The organism is Paenibacillus taichungensis (assembly GCF_050994985.1).
GTDB lineage: Bacteria > Bacillota > Bacilli > Paenibacillales > Paenibacillaceae > Paenibacillus > Paenibacillus taichungensis.
Genome location: NZ_CP194720.1, coordinates 608392 through 630541, shown reverse-complemented (window position 1 = coordinate 630541; position 22150 = coordinate 608392). Strand labels below are relative to the sequence as shown.

At 47.6% G+C, this 22150-nt stretch carries 19 protein-coding genes; 1 reads left to right on the top strand and 18 read right to left on the bottom strand.

Annotated features, from left to right (window positions below):
* Positions 1–81 precede the first annotated feature (81 nt).
* From ACR1R9_RS02955 to ACR1R9_RS02900, 12 genes are all read right to left on the bottom strand, one after another.
* Positions 82–1653, bottom strand: coding sequence for an AraC family transcriptional regulator (locus ACR1R9_RS02955; RefSeq protein WP_433921801.1), 1572 nt, complete (start codon positions 1651–1653; stop codon positions 82–84).
* 292 nt (positions 1654–1945) lie between these two features.
* Complete coding sequence (ptsP, locus tag ACR1R9_RS02950; RefSeq protein ID WP_076287787.1) at positions 1946–3658, bottom strand: phosphoenolpyruvate--protein phosphotransferase; 1713 nt, start codon at positions 3656–3658, stop codon at positions 1946–1948.
* Positions 3651–3926, bottom strand: coding sequence for an HPr family phosphocarrier protein (locus ACR1R9_RS02945; RefSeq protein ID WP_036617010.1), 276 nt, complete (start codon positions 3924–3926; stop codon positions 3651–3653). The genes ptsP and ACR1R9_RS02945 overlap by 8 nt, the downstream gene beginning before the upstream one ends.
* Before the next feature lie 77 nt (positions 3927–4003).
* Positions 4004–6061, bottom strand: coding sequence for a glucose-specific PTS transporter subunit IIBC (gene ptsG / locus ACR1R9_RS02940; RefSeq protein WP_433921802.1), 2058 nt, complete (start codon positions 6059–6061; stop codon positions 4004–4006).
* A 288-nt stretch (positions 6062–6349) separates the two neighbouring features.
* Positions 6350–7204 carry a glucose PTS transporter transcription antiterminator GlcT gene (glcT, locus tag ACR1R9_RS02935; protein WP_063566872.1) on the bottom strand — a complete coding sequence of 285 codons (855 nt, stop codon included), beginning with the start codon at positions 7202–7204 and terminating at the stop codon, positions 6350–6352.
* Positions 7205–7369: 165 nt separating this feature from the next.
* Entirely contained in the window at positions 7370–8926 is a 1557-nt protein-coding gene (locus ACR1R9_RS02930) for a flotillin family protein (RefSeq protein ID WP_076287785.1), read from the bottom strand.
* 58 nt (positions 8927–8984) lie between these two features.
* Positions 8985–9521: a protease gene (locus tag ACR1R9_RS02925; protein ID WP_063566870.1), complete on the bottom strand. Its 537-nt coding sequence runs from the start codon at positions 9519–9521 to the stop codon at positions 8985–8987.
* A gap of 260 nt (positions 9522–9781) precedes the next feature.
* Complete coding sequence (locus ACR1R9_RS02920; protein ID WP_433921803.1) at positions 9782–10945, bottom strand: iron-containing alcohol dehydrogenase; 1164 nt, start codon at positions 10943–10945, stop codon at positions 9782–9784.
* Positions 10946–11036: 91 nt separating this feature from the next.
* On the bottom strand, positions 11037–11624 hold the full coding sequence (locus tag ACR1R9_RS02915) for an MSMEG_1061 family FMN-dependent PPOX-type flavoprotein (RefSeq protein WP_433921804.1): 588 nt from the start codon (positions 11622–11624) through the stop codon (positions 11037–11039).
* Positions 11625–11776: 152 nt separating this feature from the next.
* The gene (locus ACR1R9_RS02910) at positions 11777–13375 is read right to left on the bottom strand and encodes a UDP-glucose--hexose-1-phosphate uridylyltransferase (RefSeq protein ID WP_433921805.1); all 1599 of its coding nucleotides are present in this window, start codon (positions 13373–13375) and stop codon (positions 11777–11779) included.
* A 15-nt stretch (positions 13376–13390) separates the two neighbouring features.
* Positions 13391–14380, bottom strand: coding sequence for a UDP-glucose 4-epimerase GalE (galE, locus tag ACR1R9_RS02905; protein WP_433921806.1), 990 nt, complete (start codon positions 14378–14380; stop codon positions 13391–13393).
* Position 14381: 1 nt separating this feature from the next.
* On the bottom strand, positions 14382–15563 hold the full coding sequence (locus tag ACR1R9_RS02900) for a galactokinase (protein WP_433921807.1): 1182 nt from the start codon (positions 15561–15563) through the stop codon (positions 14382–14384).
* Positions 15564–15719: 156 nt separating this feature from the next.
* On the opposite strand from ACR1R9_RS02900, the gene ACR1R9_RS02895 reads away from it, so the two are divergent.
* On the top strand, positions 15720–16694 hold the full coding sequence (locus ACR1R9_RS02895) for an AraC family ligand binding domain-containing protein (RefSeq protein ID WP_433921808.1): 975 nt from the start codon (positions 15720–15722) through the stop codon (positions 16692–16694).
* A gap of 100 nt (positions 16695–16794) precedes the next feature.
* Here the strand turns inward: ACR1R9_RS02895 and mgrA are convergent, their stop codons facing one another.
* The 6 genes from mgrA to ACR1R9_RS02865 form a co-directional block, all read right to left on the bottom strand.
* Positions 16795–17802: an L-glyceraldehyde 3-phosphate reductase gene (mgrA, locus tag ACR1R9_RS02890; RefSeq protein WP_063566864.1), complete on the bottom strand. Its 1008-nt coding sequence runs from the start codon at positions 17800–17802 to the stop codon at positions 16795–16797.
* An 88-nt stretch (positions 17803–17890) separates the two neighbouring features.
* Entirely contained in the window at positions 17891–18631 is a 741-nt protein-coding gene (locus ACR1R9_RS02885) for an NAD-dependent protein deacylase (protein ID WP_076287779.1), read from the bottom strand.
* 21 nt (positions 18632–18652) lie between these two features.
* Positions 18653–19438, bottom strand: a complete 786-nt coding sequence (locus tag ACR1R9_RS02880) for an HAD family hydrolase (protein WP_433921809.1) — start codon at positions 19436–19438, stop codon at positions 18653–18655.
* Between the two features lie 61 nt (positions 19439–19499).
* Positions 19500–20264, bottom strand: a complete 765-nt coding sequence (locus ACR1R9_RS02875) for an alpha/beta fold hydrolase (protein ID WP_246318225.1) — start codon at positions 20262–20264, stop codon at positions 19500–19502.
* A 90-nt stretch (positions 20265–20354) separates the two neighbouring features.
* Positions 20355–21020, bottom strand: a complete 666-nt coding sequence (locus ACR1R9_RS02870; protein ID WP_063566860.1) for a bifunctional 2-keto-4-hydroxyglutarate aldolase/2-keto-3-deoxy-6-phosphogluconate aldolase — start codon at positions 21018–21020, stop codon at positions 20355–20357.
* Between the two features lie 86 nt (positions 21021–21106).
* Positions 21107–22072 carry a sugar kinase gene (locus ACR1R9_RS02865; protein ID WP_433921810.1) on the bottom strand — a complete coding sequence of 322 codons (966 nt, stop codon included), beginning with the start codon at positions 22070–22072 and terminating at the stop codon, positions 21107–21109.
* Between the last annotated feature and the right edge of the window lie 78 nt (positions 22073–22150).

Sequence of the window (22150 nt, the reverse complement as noted above, 5' to 3'; positions counted from 1 at the left end):
GATTTTCTTTCTCAATACGTATCATATCATTCATTGCTTCCGCTAAACATGGATATTTAAACGGAGTGAACTGGACTTTAGTCAGCCAAATAACCGCATAAAATAGGACAGCGCCCGATCATGCGACCATGCTGAATACTCAAACAATTTTTCTGTCCCCACCTCGTACACATGTCCATGCCGAACTGCTGTCAAACGATGCCACTGTGCGCTGGCCTGAAGCGCCTTCCATTCCCGGGCCGCCTGCTGTGTGGAATCTACCATGATAATCAGCATATCTGCGTCGTATTTTTCCAGAGCTTCTTTAGTCACCGCTTCAAAAACATTGATGTCATCGAGACGATGCGTAGCTGCCAATCTAAAATCATCATAAAGGACCGCGCCAGCATTGCGTTTGCCATATATCCGATATTCCGAATCCGTGATACGCCATATGTTGACGGTAGCTCCACCGATGTTACGTCTTACTTTGCGGTAGACAGCTTCTGCCTTGCCATCGTATTCAGACAGCCACGTCTCCGCCTCCGCCCGATGCTCCATGACTTCTGCAATCATTCGAAGCTGCTCGCGCCAGTCTGCGGATAACCAAGGGATGGCAACTGTCGGCGCAATCTGTTCCAGCTCTTTTCGCGCCCGCTCAGCCAGAATGTCAGTGCAGAAAATAAGCTCCGGCTCCGACGCACGCAATTGATCCACATTTTCTTGCCAGATCTGCCCTTCCCCCAGCTCATAAGAGTGTAGGCGGGTCATTCGGTTGTATAATTCATGATTTGGATAAAAGGCAGCAGCTTTCGGAAGCAGCCCAAGTGCCAGTAAACTGCCCGAGATTGGATCAGAGACACTTGCGATACTATATCTGCGGCTTTTGACAAACGCGTTAGGCGAAAGCCCCATCTTCTGTTTGAATCTGCGGCTAAAATAAAATTCATCTTCATAGCCCACTCGAACCGCGGTCTCTTTTACACCGTCGCCTGACAAAAGGAGCTCCTTGGCCCGTTTCATTCTGACCTCCACCAGATAGGCCGTTGGAGTCTTTCCTATATATTGTTGAAATGCCCATGAAAAGTACCCTGGACTCAGGCCTGCAAGCTTGGCCAATTCATCTCGTTTTAAATCATGATCCAGATGTTCATTCATATAATCGGCAACACGGGCAATCGCAGAAGCGGTAGACTCAACGATTTCCGGCTTGGCCTCCGCTTCAACAAGTAAAGTCATCAGACCGTATAATGCTGCCTGTCTATTGAAGTGTTCCTCGTCACCAGCGACGTCCAGTTGAAGCAATCGATCACAAGAGAGCGCGAGTTGTTGCGGGTCTTTGCACCAAAACAAACCCTCCATGAAAGCATGGGTAGCGATCATCTGCTGTTCTCCGCCATATTCGTATACTTCGAAACGGACCATACAGCCTTTTAACGCCTGCTCATCTGCCGCCAGCTTGAACCTCTGTCCAGGAGCCAGCAAATAGACTTCCCCTTCGTTCAATCGGGATATGTGTTCATTCGATACTAAAGTTCCTGAGCCACTTGTACAAAGAATAGCGAAGTGTTCCGCTGTCGCAGCATGAACCATTTCTCCATTCCAGGACACTTCAAACGAATCGATACTGCTATATTTAAGCATCTTGCCTGCCTTTTTTTCATTGACCTTCATGGTAACCCTACTTTCTCCCTCAGCATGATGTCCATTGATTGAATTTGTTCGAATACCTTAATGATAATGATTTTCAACCAAGATACAAACGAAAAATGTAAAAGACGAATAATAGCCTTTCGCTCTCTATCTTGCTGATTGAAAGACGCTCTTTGGATTTATGCAAATGCTCAAAACAAAAAAAGCCGGTATCTGCTGTAACAACAGATACCGGCAAAATCGCTGCACGACTGCAGCTTTTTTATCGGAAAAAGAAACCCTTAAAATCGGGTGGAAACCCCGTAAAATTACATTACGCTTGAATGCTTTGAACCAATTCAACGACTTGTTCAGCCGTTTGCATATCGAGTGCTTTGGCAGCAAGTTCTTGCATATCTGCACGGGACAGCTTGGTGATCTGACTGCGAGCTGGCAGAATAGATGTTGCGCTCATGCTGAACTCATCCAGTCCAAGACCGAGCAGCAATGGAATTGCTGTTTCGTCTCCGGCCATCTCACCACACATGCCAACCCATTTGCCTTCACGATGCGCTGCATCGATAACCATTTTAACCAAACGCAAAATGGCTGGGTTGTAAGGTTGGTAAAGATATGCCACTCGTTCGTTCATACGGTCAGCAGCCATCGTGTATTGAATCAGATCGTTCGTTCCGATACTGAAGAAATCCACTTCTTTGGCAAATTGATCCGCTAGAACTGCAGTCGAAGGAATTTCGACCATGATTCCCAGTTGAATGCTGTCAGAAACAGCAATACCTTCAGCAACCAGCTTCTCTTTCTCTTCGAGCAAGACAGCTTTCGCTTCACGGAATTCACCAAGTGTTGCGATCATTGGGAACATGACACGCAGGTTACCATGTACGCTTGCACGCAACAATGCACGCAATTGAGTACGGAAAATGTCCAGACGGTCCAGACACAGACGAACTGCGCGGAAACCGAGGAATGGATTCATTTCTTTTGGCAGATCCAGGTATGGAAGCTCTTTGTCTCCACCGATGTCGAGTGTACGAACAACGACAGGTTTACCTTCCATTTTTTCCAGTACCGCTTTGTAAGCATTATACTGAATGTCTTCGGAAGGAAGCTTGTCTCTGCCCATGTAAAGGAACTCGGTACGGTACAGGCCTACAGCCTCACCGCCGTTTTCCAGAACACCCGTTACATCATTCGGTGTACCAATGTTGGCTGCCAGTTCCACATGAACGTTGTCCACCGTTACCGTTGGCTCATCACGTAGTTTTCTCCACTCGGCACGTTGTGCATCGTATTGCTCCTGTTTGGAACGATACTCAGCAATAACATCATCCGTTGGATTAACCAGCACATGACCGTCCAAGCCGTCAACGATAATCATGTCGCCTTGTTTCGCTTGAGCCAGAATGTCCTTGGTTCCAACGACAGCCGGGATTTCAAGCGAACGAGCCATGATCGCAGAGTGAGAAGTACGTCCACCAATATTGGTTGCGAAACCTTTAACATATTGACGGTTCAGTTGAGCCGTGTCGGATGGCGTAAGATCCTCCGCAAGCACGATCACTTCTTCACTGATCTCAGCCGGACTCATGAATTCGATACCAAGCAAGTGATTTAGCACACGTTTGGTTACATCACGCATATCCGCAGCACGTTCCTGCAGGTAAGCACTCTTCATGTTTTCGAACATTTCGATAAATTGCGTTGCTGTTTCGTTCAATGCGAATTCCGCATTAATCTTATCATCTGCAATTTTCGCTTTAACCGGATCAATCAGTTCCGGGTCATTTAGAATGAGCAAATGCGAAGCAAAAATCTCAGCTTTTTTCTCGCCAAGCTCTTGTAAAGTACGCTCTTTGATCGCCTCAAGCTCAGCCTGGGACTTGCCCAGAGCTGAGTCGAGTTTCGCGATCTCTGCGTCAACGTCGTTGATTTCGCGTTTTTCTACAGAGTAGTTGGGATGCTCCAAGATAAACGCCTTGGCGATAGCAATACCCGCCGAAGCCGCGATCCCAGAGACATTAAGCATTAATTTCGCCCAGCCCTTCGTTAACCATAACGTCTGTCAGAGCTTGAAGAGCTTCAGCTTCTCCTTCGCCTTCAACGATAATGCTGATGGTGTCGCCTTGTTCCAGACCCAGGGAAAGCACACCCAGGATGGATTTCAACGTTACTTTTTTACCGTTAGCTTCTGCAAAGGATTCTGCACCTTTGAATTTGTTTGCTGTATTAACCAGGGCTGTCGCCGGACGTGCGTGGATACCATCTTCGTCTGTAATTCTGAATGTTTGTTGCATTACAATCATCTCACTTTCAATAATTTAGTTTAGGCATTGCATATATTTACACTTGCTTGCCATCGTCGTAACACTTCTTATTTTATCTCAATAATCGGCTGATCGCCAATTTTCAGTAACCCACTTTTCGTAAGCGTCACTGTCGAGCCTTCTGGCAGGTTGGTGAAAATGACCGGAGAGATGATTGACGGAGCGTTATCTTTCACATACTCCAAATCCACTTCCATAATCGGCTGTCCTGCCGATACCAGGTCGCCTTCCTGCACGAGCACGTTAAAGCCCTGACCTTTCAGCTTCACCGTGTTGACACCTATATGAACAAGTACTTCCTTGCCTCCGTCAGACATAATGCCCACGGCATGTTTGCTTGGAAATACGTTAAACACCTTACCATATACAGGAGAAGTAATCTTGCCATCATGAGGTAGAACAGCAAAACCATCGCCTGTCATTTTCTCAGCAAAGACCGGATCAGGAACGTTTGTGATATCCATCAATTCGCCGTTAACTGGCATAACGATGTCTTCCGCAATAATACGTTCGCCTTCTTCACCTTGCGCCTTTTCCTGTTCAGGAGCTGGCTTAGCCACAGCTGCTGGAGCTGGTGCCGGTGTCCGTCCTGCAATGATATCCTGCATTTGAGATTTAATCGTATCTGAACGTGTACCGAAGATGGCTTGTACATTATTACCCACTTCAAGTACGCCAGATGCACCCAATTGTTTCAAACGATCTTTATTTACACTGGATTTCTCATTTACTTCAATCCGCAAACGAGTAATGCAGGCATCCAGATGTTTGATATTTTCTTGTCCGCCGAAGGCAGCAAGAATATTGTGAGGCAGATCATCCGTTGAACCTGAGCCTGCACCACCCGAAGCTGTTTCAGGGGTTGCCTCTTCACGACCTGGTGTTTTGAGGTTGAATTTGCGAATGATCAATCGGAATCCGAAATAGTAGATCACTGCAAGAATCAAACCTACGATGATAACATCCCACCAAGGTGTGCGGTTCGGGATAATCCCGAAGATTAGGAAGTCAATGAATCCACCGGAGAATGTCATCCCGATTTTGACTCCAAGAATTTGCATCGTCATGAAAGACAAACCTGCAAAGATACAGTGTACTGCAAACAGGATTGGCGCTACAAACAGGAATGAGAACTCAAGCGGTTCTGTAATCCCTGTGAGGAACGAAGTCAGCGCAGCTGAACCCATGATCCCTGCAACATACTTTTTGTGCTCCGGTCTTGCTTCATGGTACATCGCAAGCGCCGCAGCTGGCAAACCGAACATCATGAACGGGAATTTACCAACTTGGAACGTTCCCGCTGTGAGATTCACACCATCTCGCAGTTGATTGAAGAAGATTTGCTGGTCTCCACGAATGACATCTCCAGCTTTGTTCACATATTCACCGAACTCAAACCAGAATGGTGAATAGAAAATGTGATGCAGACCGAACGGAATAAGTGACCGTTCTACTACTCCGAAAATGAATGCCGATAATGTCGGACTTGTATCTACCATGAAGTGAGATACAGCATTCAGCCCATTTTGAATCGGAGGCCAGATGATCACCAGAAGCAGCCCGATTAAGAGGGAAACGACTGAAGTGATAATTGGGACAAATCGTTTACCTGCAAAGAAACCGAGGTAAGACGGCAGTTCGATTTTGAAAAATCGATTGTAACATAGCGCGGCGGTAATACCAATGATAATACCTCCGAACACACCTGTACTCAATGTAGGGATACCCAAGATGCTGGCATAGCCCGGTACTTCGCCGATCATGGCTGGCGTAACACCAACAGCCGTACCCAGAGTCACGTTCATGACCAAGTAACCGATGATGGCCGCAAGACCTGCGACACCTTCGCCTCCGGCCAGCCCGACGGCTACACCGACAGCGAACAGCAATGCCAGATTATCAAATACGATCTGACCCGCATTCATCATAATCGTCGCGATTGAGCTTACCCATGGGGTATCTAGCGCTGTTGCATACTGCAGAAAATCTGGATTCACAAGCATGTTACCGATCCCTAGCAATAAACCTGCCGCTGGCAAGATTGCTACAGGTAACATAAGAGCTTTACCTACTCTTTGCAATACACCAAAAAGCTTTTTAAACATTGCGTCGTATCCACCCTTTCTTTTAAATTTTTATGTTGTGATGCAAGCAAGGGAAAACAAAAAAGGCACGAGTTAACAAAGCAAATTGGTCCAACCTTCGGGTATAGCATACCCGGTATAAGGTAAGAACAATCACGCTCTAGATAACTCATGCCTGATCGAATCAGTAACACGTCGTTTGTGTTTATTCAGTTGCTTGATTACGGAGACCATTGTAGCACCACTTCAAAAACGATGCAAGCCTTTACACGAAATTTCTCAAATTAGAGTTCCACTAGTGGAAATATTTCACTTACTCTCTTCTTCTTTCCTTTGATTCAAGCGCTGCAAATGAATGGTTAGATACCCTACTTCAGCAGGGTATACAGGAAGATTCAACCTTTTTTCCATCACCTTCGTTAGCTTCCATGCAAGCGAGTACATTTCAGGATATTCCAACTTCAACAAGGAATCCAATTTATGGATTTCTTCCACTTTGTCTCCCCGACGGACACGCTCCAAGGCAAATCGAAGATGAGTCAGTAACCGGGAATAATCCAGTGACTCGGTCTCAAAAGAATAATCCAGTTGGGTGGACACCAGGCTCACCAAATCGGTTATCAATTGCGAATGCTCGCGAACTTGGGAAATATTTTGGTTGGTCATGGCACTGTAGATGTGAAGCGCAATAAAACCGATTTCATCCATTCCCAGATCTACACCCAGTTTTTCTTTAATCAAACGAACCGCATATTCACCCATGCGATATTCGTCAGGATAAATTTCACGGGTCTCATATAGAAACGGATTCTGGATAACAATCCCTTGTTCTTTCCGTTTTAATGCAAAAGAAATATGGTCGGTCAACGCGATATGAATATGTTCGTTTAAAGGAACATCCGTACGTTCTGCAATATACGTAATGACTTCGTTAATAATTTCGATCAATGCTTCATCCACTTGTGGTAAAAGCTGCTTATACTGCTCCTGCTCCTGTTGGTTTCTCAAAATGAACATCTTCTCCACAGCCATCAGTGGAATAATATCATTTGTTTTCCGATTGAAGCCGATGCCTTTACCAATCACGACAACTTCTCCATGTTCAGGATGCTGTGCAATAATTACATTATTATTTAGCGCTTTGGCTACTTGCAGGCTACTCAATATTTGCACCTCTTTTTCACACCATCTTAGGTGTGATTCAGTCACACCCTAGTAAGAAAGAAAAGACATCCGGAAGCGGGCAAACCGCGCCGGACGTCTCGCTTAAAAAGTAACAAAAATTCGCCTTAAGGTCAATAGAGCATGACTGCTTTATAATTCGTTGTCTTACTCGTCAACTCCAGCTTTTTCCACAATCTTATCGATTATAGAGGGAGTCGTTACAGGTTCACTCTGTTGGATAGCAACCGGTGCTGTTGTTCTAGGCTTGGTGAGACCTTTAATTAACTGCTCCACATCAATGCCGGAGACACTTTTGAGCATCTCGGGAGCTGTCGCCATGAGCTCAGTTACATAATTACTTACACGAGTGGCGCCTTCACCCTTCCCTGTGTCCACAACGGTCAGCTTATCAATCGCGGAGATCGGCTCTGCAATTTTACCAGCAAGTTCAGGCAGCATTTTGACAATGATATCGAGCACGGCAGCTTCGCCGAACTTTTGGAACGCCTCGGCCAGTTTTTCTTTCGCTTCTGCTTCCGCCAGACCCCGGAGACGAATGACCTCTGCATCCGCTGTACCTTTGGCGCGTTCAGCATCCGCCATCGCTTGACCTTCAAGACGCTTCTGCTCAGCAGTAGCTTTTGCATGCGTTTCAATGGAGTACTGTACTGCATCGGCTTCACGCATTCTTTTGGCTTTATCCGCTTCGGCAGCCTGCTCCACCGCATAACGATCCGCTTCCGCCTTTTTCTTCACTTCAGCATCATATTGTTTCTCACGTACGATAATTTCTTTCTCTTGCAGATCAATCTCACGTTCTTTACGAACGAGTTCAACTTTCATTTCTTCTTCCACCACGGTTTGTCTCGCACGTGCTTCGTGAATATGGTACGCCTGATCCGCTTCCGCTTTAGCAGTATCCTGATCCCGCTTAAACGTCGCTACTTTCAGTTCCTTCTCTTTTGCAGCTTCAGCGATATTCGTATCACGCAGCAACTCTGCTTTTTGCCCTTGCTCTTCCGCATTGGCCTTCTGAATACGCGCATCCCGCATCGCTTCCGCTTCCGCAATTTCAGCATCCCGCTTGACGGCTGCTATTCTCGGTTTACCGAGGGCATCCAGATAACCTTGTTTGTCACGAACATCTTTGATAGTAAAAGAGACAATTTGCAGTCCCATTTTTTTCAAATCTCTGGCAGCTACACCTTGAACCTCTTGTGCGAAGCGATCGCGGTTACGGTATACTTCTTCCACCGTCATCGTTCCGAGGATGGCCCGCAAATGCCCTTCCAGAACTTCCTGTGCTTCGCCTCTTAACGATTCTACCGGCTTACCGATGAATTGCTCGGCTGCAGTAGCCACATCTTCTACAGAGCTTCCAACCTTGATAATGGCGACACCATCAGCAATGACCGGTACGCCTTGTTCCGTGTATACTTCCGGTGTGGAAACGTCCAGCTTATGGGACAACAGCGAGATAAACTCTGACTGCTGGAACACTGGCAAGATAAATGCGCCGCCTCCACGAACAATTTTAATTTTTCGTCCGGAGTCATCGTCGGAAATATTTTTGCTTCCAAGGAATGAACCCGTAACGATCATGGCTTCATCCGGCCCAACCGTTTTGTATCTCGCCCAGAACGCCAAACCAAGAATCAGAATAACACCGACAACAATTGCAGGAATCAACAAAACATCCATATCCAAATTCAAATCACCCATTCCACATCTCTCCCCTTATTCATATATGACTGCTTACACTGCTAACGGTTAAACTTCCTTAAACATCTTTAAGTACATCTTCATCCCATTCCGATACACGCAGTACACCTTCGGTTACATCCACAACTACAACACGCGCTCCCGCCGCAATGGGACGATGTTCAAAGCTGGATGCCGTGTGCACCGTATTACCGGCAGCAATCTTGATCATGACTTCACCAAAACCTTTTTCCGGTACCGGAATGGTGATTTCTCCAATTTTCCCGGAGAGCTCTTTCATTGAAAACGCAATGGAAACGTCACTGTTACGCATCGGCTTGATATATGCAAAGAATACCAGCATGGCTGCAGCAATACCTATAAGCAGGGATAGTATCAGTGCCGAAATTGCACTTATCGAGCTATAACGTGTCAGCATAATACCGGCTCCGCCAAAGGTGGTTATAGAACCAGCTAGCACAACAGGTTTGAAAAAATCAAGGCCTGGCAATTCAAAGGCCCCGTCCAGCAAGCCATCAATCAAGTCACCTAGCACAAGACTGACGACTGCAAATATGGCTCCTCCGATTAGACACCCCCAATAGATTGACTCCATTCCCTGTTCCTCCTCTCTTCTGCCGCAATTCCATCCAACTGGGCATTCCTCATGTAAATAAATACGTAGCAAGGTGCCGTTATGTTTCAAAATCTTTCCTCATTTGTATCCTAGACCCGATAATGGTTATTCTCACAGTAATATGGTCCAGTTCCTGGAACATTCTCCAATTCGCTCTTATTCACAACAAAAAACCGCAAATCTCCGTTAAAGGAGACGTGCGGTTTCAGATCATATTATTGTGTTTTTATGTTTTATATTTACAGAGAAGCTTTGTAGATGGATACAACATCTTCACGTTGCAATTTTTTGAAGTTACCAAATGGGCCGAAGAGCATGGCTTTGTCAGCCATCACTTCGATTTGGCTGTCATCGATATCATAATCAGCCAGACGGTTAGGCGCACCAATGGATGTCCAGAATTTGCTCAACGCATCAATACCTTCTTCAGCAATCTGTTTGTCCGATTTACCTTCAGGATTAACTTCGAACACATTGATCGCCAGACGTTTGAAACGATCCACATTTACGTCCACATTATGCTTCATCCAATGCGGGAACAGAATCGCGAGCCCTCCGCCATGAGGAATATCATACACTGCGGATACCGCGTGTTCAATATTGTGAGTAGCCCAGTCACCAGCGAGACCCATGTTCAGTACGCCGTTCAATGCCATTGTTCCGCAGTACAGAATCATTTCACGCAGTTCATAGTTCTCCAGGTCTTCAACCAGACGAGGCGCTGCATCCATAACTGTGCGCAGAATCGTCTCACAGAACCCGAGCTGAACCGGTGTGTTGGCATCCAGATGGAAGTAATGCTCCAGTACGTGGGACATCATATCAACCATGCCATAAACCGTTTGGTCCAGAGGAACAGTATATGTATTTACCGGATCAAGGATCGAGAACGCAGGGAACGAATACGCACTGCCCCAGCCCAACTTCTCCTGTGTATCTTGATTCGTGATTACCGAACCGGAGTTCATTTCGGAACCAGTTGCAGCCATTGTCAGCACGGTACCGAGCGGAAGAGCGTCCTGTGCAACGGCTTTGCGCTGAGCAAAGTCCCACATGTCGCCGTCATACTTGGCACCTACGGCAATTGCTTTTGCACAATCCAGTACACTGCCGCCACCTACAGCGAGGACCAGGTCAATGTTGTTCGTTTTGCAGAGGTCTACACCTTTGTGCACCGTCGAAAGACGTGGGTTCGGTTCTACACCAGCCAGCTCCGTAACTTCAGCTCCTACTTCCTTCAACAAACCGATCACCTGATCGTACAAACCGCTACGTTTGATACTGCCGCCACCATATACAAGCAGAACCCGTTTGCCGTATTTCGGCACTTCAGTTTTCAGTGCTTCCAGCTGACCTTTACCGAAAATCAATCGGGTTGGATTATAAAATTGAAAAGATCTCATATCTATGTCGCCTCCAATGGAGATTCATATTTTAGTGCAACTCCCATTATAGTACCCCGATTATACAAAAACAAATCGATAGTCACTCACTTTATAGCAACCCGTTGATTTGCAAGTGTGCACGGAACATTTCACTGGTTGAAGGCAGGCTTTCCTTATCCACCCATGTCTCAGACGACCATAATCCCGCTTGTTTAAACGCTCGTGGACAATGAATGAAGCATTCTTCCACATCCACAATGACAGCTGCCCCAATGGTTTTACCGCTCCAGCCCATACTCGCGATAAATTCTTCATCCTTGGTAATGGACGCTGTACCATTAATGCGCAGCACTTCATTCAGACCCGGAATCAAAAAGAGCATGCCAATACTAGGGTTAGACAAAATGTTCAACAAGGAGTCTATCCGCCGATTGCCTGGGCGTTCGGGATAAATGAGCCGGTATGTATCATAAACTTTTACGAATCCCGCTCCATCGCCCCGGGGTGACACATCACTTTTCCCATCACGATCGGACGTGGAGAGGAAAAATAATGGTGATATGGATAGAAAGTTCTGAACATGTGAATCCACAAATGAGATTGCCTTGTTACGCACATGTTCATGCGGTTCACCCACCATGCCTTGCAGTTCCTCAGCATCTGTGATCAACGGAATATCCAATGCCTGCTTTTCCATATTATTAACCCCATTTCCTCAATTCATTGTGGTACTCTAGGACTTCCCTCTATTATAACTGGCCCGGAAGTTCATTCCAATGCACACAAATGTCAAGAACGACAAGAACACCCGCTCATGATTGGGCGGGTGTTTTGGTTAGTTGTTGACTACTATTCGGTATACCCCATACTACTTACAAAACGACGGAAGGCTTGGCGCCCTGCCTCATCATATTTGTACACACCTGCATGCTCCAGAATCTCGGCAAATTTCAAGCCTACTTCCTGTTGCACAAGCGCGACGGCTTGCTCCTTGTTCAGGTTTGGACCGAAACGTTCGATCAATTCTTCTGCCCAGCCCAGATGTTTGTTCAACACATGTTCGGAAGTTTTGGCCGCCTCAGCAAGTTTGGTATCCCCAGCGAGAATCTCCGCGATGCTGTCCAGCTCTTCTTTCAAACGGCCTGGCAGGATTGCAAGCCCCATCACTTCGATGAGTCCAATGTTCTCCTTCTTCAGATGATGCATTTCGCGATGCGGGTGGAAAATTCCTTCGGGATGTTCATCATTCGTACGGTTGTTCCGCAGAACGAGGTCCATCTCATATCCACCGTCTGAACTACGACGAACGATTGGAGTTACCGTATTGTGTGGAATTCGCTCTCCATCAACCTCACTGAATGCTTCGATTTCCACTGTAGAATCGCTGTATACCTTCCACGCTTCATAAACAGCGTTCCCCGCTTCGAGCAACTCAGCCGGATCCTGTGATGCCAGTCGCAATACGGACATTGGCCATTTCACAAGACTAAGCGTAAGTCCCGGTGAACCAGCGTGGCGGAATACCGCCTCTGGCTTCGCATTTTGAATGGCAAAGGTATGACGCCCACCCTGGAAGTGGTCATGAGTCAGGATGGAGCCGCCAACGATGGGCAGATCGGCATTGGAACCAATAAAGTAATGTGGATACTCCCCCACGAAAGCCAGCAGCCTGCGCAGCGTATCTTTGGTTAATTTCATCGGCACATGATCGTGATGGAAAATAATGCAGTGCTCGTTGTAGTACACGTATGGAGAATATTGGAAGAACCAAGGTTCGCCGTTCAATTCCAATGGAATGACACGCAGGTTTTGACGGGCCGGGTGGTTGACCCGACCAGCATAGCCCACATTTTCACGACAGAGTTGGCATTTCGGATATACCGGAGGCGGAAGCAGCTTGGCCATCGCAATTTCCTTCGGACTTTTCTCCGGCTTGGAGAGGTTAATCGTAATCTCCATGTCTCCATAAGCTGTATCCTGTGTCCAATACACATTCTTGGAGATGCGGTCCATCCGAATGTAATTGGAATGAATCGAAAGCTCATAAAATTGGGAGGTAGCCGCCTCGATGCCTTCAGTCTGCTCTGTATGACGGAATGCGCGTACCACCTCGGATGGACGGGCCATCAATTGACCCATAATTTTCGCATCGAGCAAATCGCGGTACGTATCCGTATTTTCAGGTATAAGTCCGATCTCAAATCCATAATCAATCAGCGTATCCAGCAATGGTTGGGGTCCATCTAGCACCATCTCGTTTAATACTCCAGCATACGGCTCGGAGAACCCAAACTGTTCCAGTAGTAGATTACGGCTGTAATCCCGATCCGCTTCTTCAATCAATTTGTTCTGCAAGGCAAATGCTACCAGACGTTCAATGGCATGCAGTGCTTCCTGCTGCTCCGGTGTCCGCTCTGTGGCGCCTGCTGCAATATGAGTCTGTGACATATCGATGTTCGCCTCCTAGTTTTTTCCGTAGCCGTCAGGGTGGGACTGATGCCAGCTCCATGCACTTTGAATGACATCTTCAAGATTCGTCCATTTCGGATTCCAGCCCAGTACGGATCTTGCTTTGGCAGACGAAGCCACCAGTACAGCTGGATCACCCGCACGACGTGGTTCCTGTACAACCGGAATATCCAGTCCGGTTACTTTCTTGGCCGTCTCAATAACCTGTTTAACAGAGAAACCTTGACCGTTGCCCAGGTTGAACACGTTGCTGTTCTCTCCTTTACGGAGATAGTCTACGGCCCGCAGATGCGCATCCGCCAGATCACTTACGTGGATGTAATCACGTACACAGGTTCCGTCTTCGGTCGCATAGTCATCACCGAACACGGCGATGTGTGGACGTTGTTTCAATGCCGTTTGCAGTACGAGTGGAATAAGGTGGCTCTCCGGCTGGTGATCTTCACCGATTTTGCCGCTATCATGGGCTCCGGCAGCATTGAAGTAACGAAGGGAGACGTATTGGATTTCCTGTACTTTATCGAACCAGGACATCATGCGCTCCATCATCAACTTGGTTTCACCATAAACATTCGTAGGCTCTGTGCGGTCGCTCTCTTCAATTGGCACTTTCTCCGGCTCGCCATAAGTAGCAGCCGTGGAGGAGAAGACGATGCGACGTACATTCGCTGCATTCATCGCTTCCAGCAGGCACAATGTGCCAAACACGTTGTTGTCATAGTATTTCACAGGATCTTTCATACTCTCGCCAACCAGTGAGTTCGCTGCAAAGTGGATGACTGCGTCAATGGAATTCTCAGCGAACAGCTTCGCCAGAAGTTCCTTGTCACGCAGATCACCTTCATACAATTTTCCGCCCAGCAGAGCTTCACGATGCCCTGTCTGCAAGTTATCCAGTACAACGACCTCTTCGCCACGCTCCAACAAAGCCGCTACCGTATGAGAACCAATATAACCTGCTCCACCTGTCACCAAAATTGCCATCTTACTTCGCCTCCTTCAATTCTTTAACGCCGTCGCCTACTCCGCATACATAGAAATCGCCTTTGAGACTGGTACGTGCTTCATATGCCGCTCCAACTTCGCTTACAAAACGCTCTACATCGTCCTCATGCACAAGGGAAACTGTGCAGCCTCCGAATCCTGCTCCGGTCATGCGTGCACCCAGAGTGCCTGGAATTCGTTGAGCTTCTTCAACCATCACGTCCAGCTCTTCGCAACTCACTTCATATAGATAACGAAGCGATTCATGAGAAGCATTCATCAGCTTGCCGAAGGTTTCCAGATCGTTATCACGCAGTGCATCCACCGATGCAAGTACACGTGCATTCTCTTCCACGACGTGCTGGGCACGCTGTCTTACCTTCTCATCCTTGATATGATCCTGCAGTGTAACGAATTGTTCAGGTGTAAGTTGCGCCAGATAGTTCAGTGCAGGCAATTGTTCTTTTAAAATGGCAAGTGCCTGCTCACATTGGGAGCGACGTTCGTTATAAGCCGAGTCTACCAACCCCCGACGTTTGTTCGTGTTACCAATGACCAGCTTGTAGGCGCCAGTACGGAATGGCACTTTTTCATATTCAAGGGTGTCACACATCAGCAGGATCGCATGATCCTCTGCTCCATTAGCTACAGCGAACTGATCCATGATGCCACAGTTGACGCCAACGAATTCGTTCTCTGCCTTTTGGGACAGCAGCGCCAGTTGAACCGTATCAATATCCTTAACACCTTCAAGTGACTGGATGGCATACCCAGTAAGTACCTCCAGCGATGCGGAAGAGGAAAGTCCTGCGCCGTTCGGAATTTCTCCATGATAGAGGAAGTCATAACCTTTGGTTACTTTTACGCCTTTGCCTTGCAGTTCAACCATGACGCCTACCGGGTAATCCGTCCATTCCCCTGTTTTCTCTTTGCCAATGGAGGACGTATCCAGCGTTCCTTCATAGGACATATTCGTGGAAGTCAACTGCAACTTGTTGTCCTCACGCTCTCGGATAATCAAAGTGGTACCGAATTCAAGCGCTGCCGGAAGCACGTACCCCCCGTTATAGTCAATGTGCTCACCGATCAGATTCACCCGCCCAGGGGCATGGAATACACGGATGTCCGCTCCACTCTCTCCGTACTTGTCAATAAACTTTTGTTTCAATTCATTTATGTTCATTGCTGCTGCACCCCATCTCAATGTTGTTGGTTTTCTTAATGTTATTATACAAGAAGGCGGTTCCTCTTGAAATGCAACCATGTGTGTTCCATATGGATAAATGTGACCTTTCGACGTATAATGAATGGAACATCCAGGAAGGAAAGGAATGTCATCATGACTGAACAACGTAAGGAAGCTTCAAAAACGGGTGCAACGGGGGATCCGATAAAACATATTCCGGAAACCTCTGGCAAAAGTGGAGCACTCAGCTACTCGGTTGCCTCCAATCCTGTTTATTATGAAAAAGGGGCATTGCATGTCCTCTTTGCAGGCGCAAGCCAGACCCTTCCCGGTCACGCCCTTGGCCCTAAGCTATACGATTATTATCTATTGCACTATGTAGAAAAAGGAGCCGGTACGTTCCGTACTGAACTACATACCTACGAACTATCCGCAGGAGACTGTTTTCTCATTCAACCGGGACAGCTTGTAAGCTATCAATCCCATGCACGACATCCCTGGCAATACCGCTGGATGGCCTTTACCGGCAGCCAGGCTGCGAAGCATATAGAGGAAGCAGGTTTCCGTCCGGAGAAATCCGTCTTTCATGCCGGTCCTTCCTGTGGTATTTCCGACTGGTTATCCGTGATGCAGACGGCTTTTGCCGAGCGGAAAGAAAGCTCTCATTTTACATCATTGGGTACGTTATATATGATTCTAGCCGAGGCACAAAATCACCTTTCTCAGGGTCAAACCTTAATACCAGGTGAATCTTCCATACGAAGAACTGTAAAACAGATGATTCAATACATGTCTACCCAATATGCCTACCCTGTCTCGATTGAGCAAATGTCAGCCAGTCTTGGCTATAATCGTGCGTACCTGTCTCGCATTTTCAAACAGGAAACCGGACTATCACCAGTTACCTACCTGCTTAAACTGAGAATCGATAAATCGCGTCAGCTGCTGCGGGAACGCCCGGATCTGTCCATCGAACAGGTATCCGCCTCCGTGGGCTTGCCAGATGCGCTGTATTTCTCCAAACAGTTCAAACGATTCCACGGGGAAGCCCCTAGTCTGTACCGGGAAAACATCCTTAACAGGTCCTTGCATCGAGCGACACGCCAAGTACCACCGAACCAGCGGTAACCCTGTAATCAAAAGTAGGATCTCCTATCCCATAGGTCTGCATAATAAGGAACAAAAAAGGTGCATCCCGCCATTATGGCTAAGATGCACCTTTTGAACTTTATTTATGATCCGGTTCCGGACGGAGAATCGATTCAATACGCTCCAATTCCTCTGAGGAGAATTCCAACTGGCTGAGAGCAGCCACATTCTCTTCAATCTGCGAAGGACGACTTGCACCAATCAGCGCAGAAGTTACCTTGCCATCACGCAATACCCAAGCCAGAGCAAATTGGGCCAGACTCTGACCACGCGATGCTGCAATCTGGTTCAGAGCACGCACTTTGCGCAATGTCTCTGGCGAGATGTTGTTTTCATTCAAGAATACAGACGGGCCCTTGGCACGTGAATCTTCTGGAATGCCATTCAGATATTTATTGGTGAGCACGCCTTGTGCCAATGGACAAAAAGCGATGCTGCCTGTTCCATACTCATCAAGTACATCCTGTAGGCCATCCTCAATCCAGCGATCCAGCATGGAATATTTGGGTTGATGAATCAACAAAGGAGTACCCAGGCCTTTGAGAATCTCGGCCGCCTGCTTCGTCTGTTCTGCAGGATAGTTGGAGATGCCGACATACAATGCTTTGCCGGAACGAACAATATGGTCCAGCGCCATCATCGTTTCTTCCAGAGGTGTTTCGGGGTCATAACGATGAGAATAAAAGATGTCTACGTAATCGAGACCCATGCGCTTCAAGCTCTGATTGAGACTGGAAACCAGGTTTTTACGAGAACCCCACTCACCGTAAGGTCCAGGCCACATATAGTACCCGGCTTTGGTCGAGATGACGAGTTCATCTCGATATGGCTTCAGATCCTGTGCCAATACCTGACCGAATAACTGCTCTGCTGAACCTGCCGGCGGACCATAATTGTTGGCAAGATCAAAATGCGTAATGCCCAGATCAAACGAACGGGTGATCATATTACGGCCGTTCTCCGCATTATTAATGCCACCAAAATTATGCCATAACCCAAGTGAAATCGCTGGCAGTTTCAAACCTGAACGTCCAACGCGGTTGTATTTCATTGTTTCGTAGCGTGCATCGCTGGCTACGTAGACCATCATGAATCCCTTCTTTCCCCAGGTTCCGCCTCTAGTACCCGGTCCGTATGCCGGAGAATGCGGTTATTCGGACATTGTTGACTTACGTTTAACCAAGAAGCTGGTCCACCTTATTCATTACCTCACCAATAGGGTCTGTAATCAGCAAATCAGCCTGCCTGTCGTAAGCCGTAGGTGTAGCATTAAGCAAGACCGTGTGTTTCCCTTGAAAATACGTAATCAATTGAGCGGCAGGATACACCGTTAATGAAGTTCCACCTACCAACAGCAAATCCGCCGAGGACAGTACATCAACCGAACGATATAATATCGTCTGGTCCAGTTCTTCTTCATACAGCACAACATCCGGCTTTATCACGCCACCACACGCAGTGCAACGAGGAACCGTATCTTTTGCCGTAATAATGTCATCCAACCCGTAAAACCTCTTGCAATCCATACAGGCGTTTCGATGGATCGAACCATGAAGCTCCAGGACGTTGCTGCTGCCAGCCTTCTGGTGCAACCCGTCGATATTTTGTGTGATAACCGCCTGAAGTTTTCCTTCCTGCTCCAATCTGGCGAGCAGTCGATGGCAGCCATTGGGCATCGCATCGGGATGTAGCATTTTACCTCGATAAAAATCATAAAAAATATCCGCATGCTGGTCAAAAAAATGTCGGCTCAGTAGCTCTTCCGGTGGATAGGGTGAATGCTGCTCTGTCTGGTATAAACCAGCGGCAGAGCGGAAGTCGGGAATCCCGCTTTCCGTTGAAGTTCCGGCCCCTCCGAAAAAAACAATATTTGAACTTTCCTTAATCCAGGCAGCCAGTTGTTCTGTTGCGTTCATCCTCTCTCCTCCTTTACGAGATCACCCCTGTGAGGAACGTTCAGAGATGATTTTTAACTCATCATAATTTTGGATAATGACATCGGCGTCATATAAATAGTGGCTTCCCTCGACTTCTGGACAGAAGCCAATCCTACAGGACACTCCTGCGTTACGTCCCATCTGCATATCTCCATTGCTGTCACCGATCACAACAGCCTCTTCAGGAAGAATATGTAATTCCCGGCAAGCGAGAACCGCAGCCTCTCCATCCGGTTTGCCCCGAGTCACCCGGTCACTGCCAACAATCGATGTAAAATATGACCGGATGCCCATCCACTCTAGATGTTCCTCGGCAGCAGCTGTGCTGTCCGAAGTGACCACTGCCATCGGAATCGATGCTTCCTGACAGCTCTGCAAAAATGCATTTAATCCTGGCAGCGATTCAGCCATTTTTCTCTGCCGTACCTCATCCATGGCGACACTGGAAAAATGGCGAATCGTAGTGATTGCTTCGTTCCACGGCATGCCTGCGGCATACAACTGCCCAGCAAGCAAACCGTTGCTCTCGTCCACCGTGGCAATAGCTAAAGGCCCTTGAAGATCATATCCGATCAGCTGACCTTCGCGATTGCGGACCGTACCGAGAACTTGCTCACGCTCTACCGTGAACGAGGCACCAAGCTCTGACAGTTGTGATTCCAACTGATTCAGCAAAGACTCCGCCCACGGTCCCCATAGCTGTAAGAAATCCAGCAGCGTTCCATCCTTATCAAAAAGAATGCCTCGGCAGGTAACTTGCTTACCATGGATTTGCAGCATGGACATACGTATCACCTCCAGTTTCCGCCTGCTATGGATTAGTCCCTTTCACCGTTGAACTTGCAGCCTACTTGATTGTATCCAGCCAACCTACAGTCGTTTTAACCGTTTGGGACAGCTGCTCCTCTTCACTTACCCCAGCTTCACCGTCACCGCTCTGGTGGCCATAGTCACCAAACTGCGAATGGTTACCACCTTCGATAGTGTAATACACCGTATCTTCTGGCAAATATGCCCGACCATTCTGATACTTTGTGGCATTCACCACTTCATCATTAGTACCCAGTATGGATAACGCGGGTATCCCCAGTGACTTCACACTGCCTTTTTCATCCGGATAAGATGCGAGGAAAAAGATGCCCTGAAGTGCATCTGGATGGGAAGCCGCATAACGTGCCGCCATCGATCCACCAAGAGAATGCCCTCCCATAACAAATTGTTCATCCGGATAGGCTGTAATAATATCATCTGCGAGATTCTGCTTGAGTACCGCCAGATTAACCGGCATTTTCGCAATAATAGTATGATGTCCTGCTGCCGCAAGCTCATGGGCAAGAGGTGCATAACTTTCCGGTTTAACCAGTCCACCTGGATAAAAAATAACACTCACCCCAACAGATTTGTCCGGCACAAAATCAATCCAGTTGTCTTTTTCAGTTACAGTCACCTGATTTGCAGTTTCCATGGCTGTCTGAGCCATCTCTTGTGGTCCATAAGGCGTAAACAGCTTCCAGGCCACAAACCCACACCCAATGACAATGAGCGCCAGAAGAACGAGCAGGAATTTCCCGATGCCCCTCTTCTTGCGCCCTGTATTATATCGGTTTCTCAACGTTCATCACCTTTCTGCACTTCCGCAGGTGCAGCGGCTTGCAGAACGGGAGCCTTCATTCCTGAGGCTCCCCTTCTACATCATTCATCGCTATTCAGCCTTGGCCTTGCGGTATGCATCCATATATTGTTCCGCTTTGCGGCGAACATGACTCAAGTCCCCCGTCTTCACTGCTTCCGCTGTAAGGTCCGAGCCAATACCTACAGCAACAGCGCCTCCCTTAATCCAGTCACCTAGATTGGACAAGGACACCCCACCGGTCGGCATAAAATTCGCTTGTGGCATAGGTCCTTTCATCGTTTTGATAATGGACGGATCGTAGAGATTACCCGGGAACAACTTCACAATATCCACGCCAAGTTCCAATGCACGTTGTACATCCGCAATGGTCATCACCCCTGGAAGAATCGGAATCCGGTACAGGTTGCAGATTTTCACAGTGTCCGGGTTCAGGGAAGGACCCACAACAAACTCGGCCCCTGACATAATCGCGGCACGCGCTGTCTGGGGTTCAAGCACCGTTCCAGCTCCAATAATGGCAAATTTCTCTGGATCTTGTGTGTTCCAATGGTATACACGGCTTAATTTCTCGATGGCTTTGAGGGCACTAGGCACAGTCATCGTAATCTCGATAATCTTGATGCCACCCGCGATGGCTTGTTCGGCCATGGCGATAACCTGATCAGCAGAATCTGCACGCAGAACCGCAACAACCCCACTGTCCGTTATTTTTTGTAGCAGCTGAAGCTTCTTCATTTCATTCTCTCCCTTGTCAATGTGGTTGTCTATTACAAGCCTTACATTAAAGAACGAAGATGAGACATATATGATATCAGCAGCGACTAGCGCTCAACATGAGCTACATTGTTCAGCTTGGCCTCGACCTGCTCCCACGTCGGGAGCGCCTCCCAATCGCCAACAGCCTGTATTACCATGGAACCGGTCAAATTCCCGAGACGGGTCGCCTCCTGCGGAGAATATCCTTTGATAAGGCCGGACAAAAAGCCCGCACAGAATCCATCTCCTGCCCCAACCGTATCCAAGACATGATCTGCCTTGAAGTACGGAACTTCCGTTAGGGTACCATTCACCAATACGTAGGTCAAATCAGGGCCGCCCTTCACGATACAGACTGCATTCATGGCTGACAACCGCTCAAGTACTTTTTGATTATCTTCTTCGTTATACAGAAGTTTCATCTCATCCAGACCCGGCAAGAAATAATCCGCTTGCTCAGCCAGACGAAGCAGTACGGGACGAGCCTCTTCAGCTGACCACAGTTTAAGACGCAGATTAGGATCAAAACTCACTTTCACACCAGCCTGCTTAGCTATATGTATAGCAGCTTCAACAGTAGCAAGTCCCGACGCGCTTATTGCTGCGGTGATGCCTGTAACGTGAAGGATTTGCGCACCCGCGATATAATCCGTGTCCAGATCTTCAGGGGTAATCGCACTTGCAGCGGATAGCTTCCTATAATAGTGCACCGAGGCTTTCCCGGAAGCGTTCTCACGAATCATCAAACCGGTGGGCTCTTTGTCGCTCATCCTTGCTCTGGATACATCTACACCTTCACCACGAATAGCCTTCAAGATCATGTTACCGATCGGATCATTACCCAGGCGGCCAAACCAGCCGCTGGTATGCCCTAGTCGGGATACACCTATCGCCAGATTACTCTCCGCGCCCCCAAATGATTTGTCTAATGTCGCTGCATATTCGAGACCTCTTGTATCCTTTGCTGTCAGCAAACCCATGCTTTCGCCAAACGTAACAATTTCCGGGCTAGGGCGGGTATTCGTCGACATGAATTCTCCCCTCCTTATATTTACAATTTCTCATCTTCTTTCCCCATTGTCAGCCTCTATGCAACCGTTGTCAATCCC

Bases quoted from the DNA above. Each gene is read 5' to 3' on its own strand.
- ACR1R9_RS02930 (WP_076287785.1), bottom strand. From the start codon at position 8,926: ATGGGTGATTTGAATTTGGATATGGATGTTTTGTTGATTCCTGCAATT.
- ptsP (WP_076287787.1), bottom strand. From the start codon at position 3,658: ATGCTTAATGTCTCTGGGATCGCGGCTTCGGCGGGTATTGCTATCGCC.
- ACR1R9_RS02895 (WP_433921808.1), top strand. From the start codon at position 15,720: ATGACTGAACAACGTAAGGAAGCTTCAAAAACGGGTGCAACGGGGGAT.
- ACR1R9_RS02955 (WP_433921801.1), bottom strand. From the start codon at position 1,653: ATGAAGGTCAATGAAAAAAAGGCAGGCAAGATGCTTAAATATAGCAGT.
- ACR1R9_RS02910 (WP_433921805.1), bottom strand. From the start codon at position 13,375: ATGTCACAGACTCATATTGCAGCAGGCGCCACAGAGCGGACACCGGAG.
- ACR1R9_RS02945 (WP_036617010.1), bottom strand. From the start codon at position 3,926: ATGCAACAAACATTCAGAATTACAGACGAAGATGGTATCCACGCACGT.
- ACR1R9_RS02915 (WP_433921804.1), bottom strand. From the start codon at position 11,624: ATGGAAAAGCAGGCATTGGATATTCCGTTGATCACAGATGCTGAGGAA.
- mgrA (WP_063566864.1), bottom strand. From the start codon at position 17,802: ATGGTCTACGTAGCCAGCGATGCACGCTACGAAACAATGAAATACAAC.
- ACR1R9_RS02880 (WP_433921809.1), bottom strand. From the start codon at position 19,438: ATGTCCATGCTGCAAATCCATGGTAAGCAAGTTACCTGCCGAGGCATT.
- ACR1R9_RS02925 (WP_063566870.1), bottom strand. From the start codon at position 9,521: ATGGAGTCAATCTATTGGGGGTGTCTAATCGGAGGAGCCATATTTGCA.
- galE (WP_433921806.1), bottom strand. From the start codon at position 14,380: ATGGCAATTTTGGTGACAGGTGGAGCAGGTTATATTGGTTCTCATACG.
- ACR1R9_RS02920 (WP_433921803.1), bottom strand. From the start codon at position 10,945: ATGAGATCTTTTCAATTTTATAATCCAACCCGATTGATTTTCGGTAAA.
- ACR1R9_RS02885 (WP_076287779.1), bottom strand. From the start codon at position 18,631: ATGAACGCAACAGAACAACTGGCTGCCTGGATTAAGGAAAGTTCAAAT.
- ACR1R9_RS02865 (WP_433921810.1), bottom strand. From the start codon at position 22,072: ATGTCGACGAATACCCGCCCTAGCCCGGAAATTGTTACGTTTGGCGAA.
- ptsG (WP_433921802.1), bottom strand. From the start codon at position 6,061: ATGTTTAAAAAGCTTTTTGGTGTATTGCAAAGAGTAGGTAAAGCTCTT.
- ACR1R9_RS02900 (WP_433921807.1), bottom strand. From the start codon at position 15,563: ATGAACATAAATGAATTGAAACAAAAGTTTATTGACAAGTACGGAGAG.
- ACR1R9_RS02870 (WP_063566860.1), bottom strand. From the start codon at position 21,020: ATGAAGAAGCTTCAGCTGCTACAAAAAATAACGGACAGTGGGGTTGTT.